Origin of the sequence: Mesorhizobium sp. LSJC285A00, from assembly GCF_000503155.1 — a bacterium.
Taxonomy (GTDB): domain Bacteria; phylum Pseudomonadota; class Alphaproteobacteria; order Rhizobiales; family Rhizobiaceae; genus Mesorhizobium.
This window is the reverse complement of the sequence record NZ_AYVK01000023.1, coordinates 81,518-87,517: the sequence shown is the minus strand read 5'-3', so window position 1 is coordinate 87,517 and position 6,000 is coordinate 81,518. Positions and strand designations below refer to the sequence as shown.

Annotated in this window: 8 protein-coding genes; 1 reads left to right on the top strand and 7 read right to left on the bottom strand. The window is 59.5% G+C overall.

The genetic code is table 11. The features are described from left to right. The 6 genes from X726_RS01000000167115 to X726_RS01000000167105 all read right to left on the bottom strand — a co-directional run. Window positions 1-618, bottom strand: a 618-nt coding sequence (locus X726_RS01000000167115; protein ID WP_023670920.1) for an IS256 family transposase, incomplete at its 3' end; no start/stop codon positions are given. Window positions 619-1,105: 487 nt separating this feature from the next. Beyond that, window positions 1,106-1,282, bottom strand: coding sequence for a hypothetical protein (locus tag X726_RS1000000171155; protein WP_156932541.1), 177 nt, complete (start codon window positions 1,280-1,282; stop codon window positions 1,106-1,108). Window positions 1,283-2,088: 806 nt separating this feature from the next. After that, window positions 2,089-2,403, bottom strand: coding sequence for a hypothetical protein (locus X726_RS1000000172400; RefSeq protein ID WP_023670917.1), 315 nt, complete (start codon window positions 2,401-2,403; stop codon window positions 2,089-2,091). 117 nt (window positions 2,404-2,520) lie between these two features. Next, window positions 2,521-2,766 carry a hypothetical protein gene (locus X726_RS0135540; RefSeq protein ID WP_023670916.1) on the bottom strand — a complete coding sequence of 82 codons (246 nt, stop codon included), beginning with the start codon at window positions 2,764-2,766 and terminating at the stop codon, window positions 2,521-2,523. 98 nt (window positions 2,767-2,864) lie between these two features. After that, window positions 2,865-3,098 carry a hypothetical protein gene (locus X726_RS150400; protein ID WP_023670915.1) on the bottom strand — a complete coding sequence of 78 codons (234 nt, stop codon included), beginning with the start codon at window positions 3,096-3,098 and terminating at the stop codon, window positions 2,865-2,867. After that, on the bottom strand, window positions 3,085-3,507 hold the full coding sequence (locus tag X726_RS01000000167105; protein WP_245272132.1) for a hypothetical protein: 423 nt from the start codon (window positions 3,505-3,507) through the stop codon (window positions 3,085-3,087). The genes X726_RS150400 and X726_RS01000000167105 overlap by 14 nt, the downstream gene beginning before the upstream one ends. Before the next feature lie 53 nt (window positions 3,508-3,560). Here X726_RS01000000167105 and X726_RS150405 point away from each other — a divergent pair, with 53 nt between their 5' ends. After that, window positions 3,561-4,073 carry a response regulator gene (locus tag X726_RS150405; RefSeq protein WP_023670913.1) on the top strand — a complete coding sequence of 171 codons (513 nt, stop codon included), beginning with the start codon at window positions 3,561-3,563 and terminating at the stop codon, window positions 4,071-4,073. Between the two features lie 1,076 nt (window positions 4,074-5,149). On the opposite strand, the gene X726_RS1000000169160 is transcribed toward X726_RS150405, so the two are convergent. Then, window positions 5,150-5,377: an aminotransferase class I/II-fold pyridoxal phosphate-dependent enzyme gene (locus X726_RS1000000169160; RefSeq protein WP_084013534.1), complete on the bottom strand. Its 228-nt coding sequence runs from the start codon at window positions 5,375-5,377 to the stop codon at window positions 5,150-5,152. Window positions 5,378-6,000: the final 623 nt, after the last annotated feature.

Here is a 6,000-nt window from a genome sequence, read left to right as displayed (position 1 = left end):
GCTCATGACAACACCGGCTTCACGCACCTTCTCGTAGCGCGCATCGAGGATGAGGTAAGGAAACGGCTCTTGAAGGGGGCGCCTGGCAAAGGCAGCGAGGCTCTCGTCCAGCCGCTTGTTGATGGCCGAGATCGACGAGGCCGAGAAGGCATGGCCGCACAGTTCTTCCGTGATCGCCTTCACCTTGCGGGTCGACACGCCCTGNACCAAGGCCCGCTCGGAACGCTGGTAGCGCTCGAACAGCTCGGTGGAGAAGCGCCCGGCCCGGTCCTGCGGAACCCGCAGCTCGAGCTTGCCGACCCGCGTCACAAGGGTACGGCCGTAATAGCCCGAGCGATAGCCAAGCCGTTCGGGCGTGCGCTCGCTCTTCGAGGCACCCAGCGCCTCGTCCATCTCGGCCTCAAGCACCTCCTGCATCACCGCACGGAGCACTTCGTGCAATCCATCCGGGTTCGAAAGCANCGTGCGCTCGCTCTTCGAGGCCCCCAGCGCCTCGTCCATCTCGGCCTCAAGCACCTCCTGCATCACCGCACGGAGCACTTCGTGCAATCCATCCGGGTTCGAAAGCAGAATGTCTTTGACGGCAGCGCTGGCGGTCTTAACTTCAGTCTTGGTCATGGTGGCGTTCCTTCGCGGGAATCAGGTGACGTGAACAATCNTGACGTTGAACATCACCAGCCTGCCATGACCGCCCCCTCTCAGCGAATTTGCAGAACTCTCAGCACACTACCCGCTCTACCAATCACGGTTCGGAACACTGCCGAACTAACCGTTAGTCGGCGCTAATGTTCCGGTCTGGACTCGCTACCGCTTTGGAAGCATTCTGCACTCGGGGGAGAGGGCGTGGGCAAAGTCCAGCGTCATCAAGGTGCGGATCAGGCCGACCGCTGGCGCAAGACCGCAAAGGGGCGGTGGATGTGGCGACGGCAATATCTGCCGGCGCTGGTGATGGTTCCCTGACCGGCTCATCCCAGCTGGCTGGCTGAGTGGCACCCGCACGGCCGGCGCGGGGAGCTGCGATATCAAGGGCAACATTTCCACCAGTACCGATGAGCGATTTATCACGTTCCAGGGCAGGAGCATTACTGGAAGACGACGATCAGTTTCAGTACAGCGAGCGCTGGCTGTGCAGCGAGGCAGAGGCATGGGCCGCCGGCTGGCGCAAAGCAAGGCGGTAGCGCGGTAGCCACCACCATGTGCAGGCCCGCCAGCCCGTCATCATGGTCCGAACCTGATCGCACCCGCCGACCTTGGTCTCAACGTCGTTGATTGGCACTGCCACGCGGCTTTCCTTCATTCGCATGGTTCGCAGACATTAGCATGATCGCATACTCTCATCATCCGGCGTCGTCTCCCTCACAAAGCAGCGCCGGTAAGGCTCGGCGCCCTTCTTGTTTGTCCCGTGTGCCAAAGGAGGTCGCCGGGCCTGCCGTTGCTCATCTTTGCGGGTTGCTCCTGATGGCTCCGCTTGGCGCCGTGGCCCTGCGTCTTCCTTCGGGTAAGGCCGGCGAGGCGCTTGTCAGACGGCCTGGCATGTAGAATTATGGTCCTCGTTGCGGCGATGCCCTCAATGGAGAGCGCCAATGGCCAGAACAAACCTTCCGAACAGCTTTCCCGGGCTGAAATCGAGCGCTTCCTGGCGGCAGCCGAAGCGCTGCACAAGAGCANCAAACCTTCCGAACAGCTTTCCCGGGCTGAAATCGAGCGCTTCCTGGCGGCAGCCGAAGCGCTGCACAAGAGCATCGCCGGGCCGCTCCTGGCGTACCACAGGGAGCACTGCCAAGCTCTACCTGAGGCCCATGGACCCCTGTTGAAGTCGATTGAGACGGTCACCGGCCAGAAGGCGCAGTTCATCCGCTGGAACGGGACAGGACCGGCACAGCCCCGGAGAAGCCTCCGGGCTGGTTCTCCTCGCGCAACTCTCGCGCCGCATCACCTCTAAGAGCAGTTCGAAGACGCTTTCGATTTCGCCGTTGATTTGGTCGGCAGGGATGCCAGGCTTCTCGGCCCCTGTCGTCAATTGGTCTGCTAAGTCGCTGGCGGCGATCGGATCGCCCCGCGTCACAATCGCGGCGCGGAGGGGTTTTATTAGCTCCCCCTCATCTTGACGCCGGCGCCGGCTACTCCAAAGTCTTGGGCGTCGCTCGGGGAAGTATCAAAGTTGGCGACGAGGTCGCAGTCACGGCGATTGTGCGCGGCCGGGTGACGCCCGATCGCATAAGCGTGACGATCCCCTCCTACGACTTCCCGCATTCTGTTGTCGATTCGACTTGGAAGACTGTGATTGGCCAGCATATGGAATTGATCGGCCCTGTCACACGCATCGACGGGGACAAGGTAACCGTCAGCCTCCGGCCATTGGTGACTGTCGAGGCCGAGCACGTGCGCCTTGTCGAAAGACATGTGGCGCTTCCACGCGGGCGAAAAAAGTCGCTGGTTGACAAGGCTTAAACTTCGTTGCCGACCCCAGGAACAGCCCACTGAAACTTTCTCCTTCACATCGGCTCTGGTCGCCTCCCGCTAGCTGCCGGCGCGTTGCGATATCGGCACAGTAGACGGGTTGGCATTTTCCGAACTTTCCGCCATGTCGTCGCGATGACGTTGGCGAAGGCGCTTCAGCAGATCGCGTGAGGCTTGAATCGCCCTGCGCGATTGATCCATGTTCTGGCGAAACGTGGCGCGTTCCTCCATGGACTTCTGCCACTTCAGCAAGGTGGCCGTAGTCGCAGTAGCGGCTTGAGCGATTTCTATGGGCGTTGCAACCATCGCATTCTCCCTAAAAAGGCAATGGTAAACGCAATCTTTATAGGCCCAACGAAACCCTTCTCCAATTAAAAACGACCATACGGCATACGGCAAAATGGCTATTCGTCGGGGCGCTCGACGGCAGCTTCGTCGACCTCGGCCTCCATCTCGTTGTTGACGGTTTTGGTCTTGCCAAAACCGTCCATCGCCACACCGTCAAAGCCCTGCAGCCACGCGTCGGCATGTTCCTGCCAGTAAGCTGGCACCTCACGCTCCTTGCCATCCTTGCGCGCTTGGGCGCCGTACATCCAGGCGTAGGTGGCGCGTTCCTGATCTTTCTTAGGCATGGCCATTTGCATCATCCTCCCGGAAATCCAGCAGCCTTGCGTGCCGCAGCTTCTCTTCGCCTTTGAGGGTCTCGACCCAGCCAACCAGTCCGGGCTTCAGCCACTCGGCCTTTTCCTTTTTATGTCCCTTCGGGACCGGGCCGCCAACCTTGCCCTGGACACGATCCCAAAGCGCTTGCCGCTCAGCGGCATTGAAGTTGACGAGTGCGCCGCCTTTGTAGAGGCCCTTTTCAGCCATGATCACCTGGGTAGCTTTGCCGCGCTCGCGCTGTGCACCGATGATTTGCATTTCCTTTTCCTCAAAGCACTTGATCTTGCGCCAAGCGCTCGTTTGCCGCTGCGATATGGACTGCCCTTGAGCTTCGAGACCATGCCTTCTAGCCCGTCTCGTCGACCAGGTGGCAAACGGCGTCACCAGTGCGGCATCGCTCCGCTGAATTGAATGCGCCCGCCGGCAGGGATCATTTCGTGCAGGATCTCGCCGCGATCTTCGGTCGGCATCCCGCGCAGGTCATGATGCGTGGAACCCTGCCGGTTGCTGACCGTTCTCCGTCAATGGAAGCCCCGAACCAACAGAGCCAAACGATCCTCGTGGTTGACGGCGACGTCATCGCCCGATGCGTCATCGCGGACTATCTCCGCCACTGTGGCTACAGGGTGATTGAGGCCCATTTCGCACGTGAGGCGCAACAAGCGTTGAACTATGCGGAGTTCGGTGTGGACACCGTCTTGTGTGACGTTGACCTGCCGGGCAACATGAACGGGTTCCAACTGTCGAAGTGGGTTCGCGAGAACAAGCCCGAGGTCAAAATAGTGCTTTCTGCCGCAGTGGAACGAACTGCGATCGCGGCGGGCGACCTTTGTCAGGAAGGCCCGCACCTTGCGAAGCCGTATGAGCCGGCCAACGTAGTGGACCATATCAGGCGACTGCAGCGTGTTTGGAGCTTACGATCCAGGAACCCTAGTGCAAAGCGCAATTGATCTCTGTCCAGACGCCGAGAGGCTCGTCTGCATACCAATGGTGATTTAGCCCTGCGAACTGGACGCCGCTCAAAGGAAGAACGGCGTATAAGCCGCAGTCCTGCGTGCGGCCGCAACAGTGGACGGTTGTCGCGCGCAGGACGGAGGAAATTCGCCCTCCTGCCGCGGGCGGTGAACGGGATACCGTAGGAGCGTCAGCATAGCGCCGGCCACAGGACGGGACGCGGCACCGACTGTCCCCGCCCGGTAGTCCGCATGTTTTGGTCGAAGCCGACCGGCTGAGATCGTGCGCATTTTGGTTCTCGACGGCACGGCCGCTGATCGGCGATGATGCGAGGACCGAGTTGCCTGGAAGAAATCGATCTGGTCTTGCACCTTTTTTGCTTCCTCATTCGCAGGGCAGCTTGTGATTTTCCAGCCTGACAGACCCTCCCCTGTCTATAAGAAATTTCCCGACGCATGAGCGCACGTCCAACACAGTGCGGGCTCCAATGCTCACCGGCAGCGCGAGAATGGTAACCACCTACCTTGAGGGGAGCGCCACGTGCGTATTCAACGATGCAGGCGCTGCCAACCTCGGCATCCCCGGGAATAGCAGGCTTATAAATGAATATATCGTTGATCAACGCTATCGGCGCAGCCGCCGGGAGATGGACAGACCGCGTTCCAGCTAGGGGGATCGATGTTCCAGGCTAAAGGCATTGGCATGCCCGAATTAGAAAAAAGACCTGAATCCCGTAAAGCAGCAACAAAATGCCGAAAGCTATCCAGAAGCCGGGTCGCGTAAGCAATGCCAGATCTTTTCTTAGCTGCTCCATTCACATCAACTAACATGGCCAAGCGTCGTTCCCGTCCGCTGGGGACAAATTTCAACTAAGCTAATAGGCTTCGTCGCATAATGGCCGCGCCACTGCGGATCGAGACACCTCAGCGCCCCGCATGAGCACGCGCAACTCGATCGGAGGCGCAAGGAGAAAGTTCGGAACGGTTCCAAGAACCCCAAGCAAATTGAGCGCCGCAGCGGACGATAAGGTTCACGCATATCCCGGCGAACATCCGCACAGCAATGGTCAACATCAACGGCAGAAGGGCGTCCGAAAAGAAACGCATCTCTGCGTCACCGCCTCATCGAGAGTCACCGCTGCGGCATCTTGAATAAAGGTCGGCGATCCGAAGAGCATGCATTGCGCAAGATTTTCTAAATGACCTGATGCCGAGACCGGCCCAAGCGTCCACCCTAGCCTCCAGCCGGTCATTGCATGAGACTTCGACAGGCTGTTCACAATTATCGTCCGCTCTCTCATTCCGGGAATGGATGCTATTGAGNCCAGCCTCCAGCCGGTCATTGCATGAGACTTCGACAGGCTGTTCACAATTATCGTCCGCTCTCTCATTCCGGGAATGGATGCTATTGAGGGAACTCGCCGTCGAACACTGTGCTGCGGTAAACCTCATCGCTGATGATCCATAGATTGTGCCGCTCGGCAAATGTGGCAATGGTTCCAGATCGTCCCTGCCGAACTCATATCCGCCGGGATTGTTTGGGGAATTCAGCAAGATCGCCCGCGTTCGATCTCCTACCGCTGCACTGAGAATATCCTCGGATGCCTTCCGCCGCGCATTTTGCAGCGATAGTTTGACGGGTCGGACCACTGCTCCACCGGCGCGTATTGCCGCTTCGTATGTAGATACCAAGGCTCAAGGCAAAGCACCTCGTCGCCAGCTCCGGCAACGGAAGCTTAGTGTGATTGGGCGGCCAGGCGGCCGGTCCCAATTCGTTCGAATGATGCGCTTGCCTCGCCAAGGTCGCATGGTGAGTCAGCCGGCAAACCAAAACACTCAACCGCCGGTTAGGCCCGGCCGCCTGATGCGCCCCACAAGAGGCTGTGCCGGGCCGTTCGTCGGGGCTTCTGCACCTGAGCGTTAA

What these genes read in the sequence shown, in the direction of transcription:
- X726_RS0135540 (WP_023670916.1), bottom strand. Translation starts at nt 2,766, where the DNA reads ATGGTTGCAACGCCCATAGAAATCGCTCAAGCCGCTACTGCGACTACG.
- X726_RS1000000169160 (WP_084013534.1), bottom strand. Translation starts at nt 5,377, where the DNA reads ATGAGAGAGCGGACGATAATTGTGAACAGCCTGTCGAAGTCTCATGCA.
- X726_RS1000000172400 (WP_023670917.1), bottom strand. Translation starts at nt 2,403, where the DNA reads ATGTCTTTCGACAAGGCGCACGTGCTCGGCCTCGACAGTCACCAATGG.
- X726_RS150400 (WP_023670915.1), bottom strand. Translation starts at nt 3,098, where the DNA reads ATGGCCATGCCTAAGAAAGATCAGGAACGCGCCACCTACGCCTGGATG.